Source organism: Streptomyces pathocidini (genome assembly GCF_001418495.1).
In the GTDB taxonomy this organism is placed as follows: Bacteria; Actinomycetota; Actinomycetes; order Streptomycetales; family Streptomycetaceae; genus Streptomyces; species Streptomyces pathocidini.
This window is the reverse complement of the sequence record NZ_LIQY01000545.1, coordinates 1-1,558: the sequence shown is the minus strand read 5'-3', so window position 1 is coordinate 1,558 and position 1,558 is coordinate 1. Positions and strand designations below refer to the sequence as shown.

At 71.4% G+C, this 1,558-nt stretch carries 1 protein-coding gene; it reads left to right on the top strand.

What is annotated here, in order from left to right; all coding sequences use genetic code 11:
* Nucleotides 1-302: 302 nt before the first annotated feature.
* Nucleotides 303-1,558 (top strand): inorganic phosphate transporter (locus AOK16_RS22315; protein WP_055473958.1); only part of this gene is annotated, 1,256 nt, incomplete at its 3' end.

The following is a 1,558-nucleotide window of genomic DNA, read 5'->3' as shown; positions in this document are numbered from 1 at the left end:
GTGCCAGGGCGGCGGCCCCCTCGTGCGGGTGCGGTCGTTCCAAAGTCCGGCTCCTTATAGGAGGGGTATGGGGCGAAAGGACGATGGCGCATGGCCCTTACGGGCGAGGAATTGCCCAACGGACAGTAGCCCGGCGGGCCGTGGGCCGAATCACAGGCTCCGGCGGCGGTGGCCGAATCGCGCCGCGGCACCGCCCCCACCTGGGGCAGAGGCACCCAAGCATCCCACTCAGTTCACCTTCCGTTCACCCGGCGTCTTTACGGTCGCCAAGCCACTGACCATCAAACTGATTGCCTGGGTGAATGGAACACATCACGCTTCTCATCGGGATCGTGATCATCACGGCCTTGGTGTTCGATTTTACGAACGGCTTCCACGACACCGCCAATGCCATGGCCACCACCATCTCCACCGGGGCTCTCCGGCCCAAGGTCGCGGTGGCGATGTCGGCGACCCTCAACCTCGTCGGCGCCTTCCTCTCGGTCGAAGTGGCGGCGACGATCTCCAAGGGCATCATCGACGAGTCCGGCATCCGGCCGGAAGTGATCTTCGCAGGCCTCGTCGGCGCCATCGTGTGGAACCTGCTGACCTGGCTCGCGGGGCTTCCCTCCAGCTCCTCGCACGCGCTGTTCGGCGGTCTGATCGGCGCGACCGTCGCCTCGGTCGGCTTCGGTGCCGTGCACGGCGACGAGGTCGTCATGAAGGTCCTCATCCCGGCCGTCGCGGCGCCCATCGTCGCCGGCATCGCCACGCTGCTCGCGACCCGGCTGACCTACCGGGCCGCCAGGAACGCCGACCCGGAGGCCACCGCCAAGGGCTACCGGGCGGGGCAGATCGCCTCGGCAGCGCTGGTCTCCCTGGCGCACGGCACCAACGACGCGCAGAAGACCATGGGTGTGATGACCCTGGCGCTGATCACCGGTGGCGCGCTGGCCCCGGGCGCGGACCCGCCGATGTGGGTCATCGTCTCGGCCGGTCTGGCGATCGCCCTCGGCACGTACCTGGGCGGCTGGCGGATCATCCGCACGATGGGCAAGGGCATCACCGACATCCAGCCGCCGCAGGGCTTCGCCGCCCAGACCGGCGCGGCGGCCACCATCCTGGCCTCCTCCCACCTCGGCTTCGCGCTCTCCACCACCCAGGTCTGCTCCGGCGCCGTGATGGGCTCCGGCCTCGGCCGCAAGGGCGGCGTGGTGCGCTGGTCGACCGCGGGCCGGATGTTCGTCGCCTGGGGCCTGACCCTGCCGGCCGCCGGCCTGGTCGGCGCCGCCGCGGCGCTGCTGGCCAAGCAGGGCGGCTGGGGCGTGTACGCGGTGGCCGTCCTGGCACTGGCCGCCTGCACGGCGATCTGGGTGGCCTCGCGCCGCAAGCCGGTCGACCACACCAACGTGAACGACGTCGAGGGCGGCGAGGCCGTGGAGCCGGCCGGGATCGTCACGACCGCGATCAAGTCGGTCGCACCGCCGCCGGTGGGCTCCGGGGCCGTGGACGCCGGGGCCGGCGCCACGCCGGAGGCCGGGTCGGCCCAGCCGTCCGGGCAGTCCGGCTCCACCAAGCC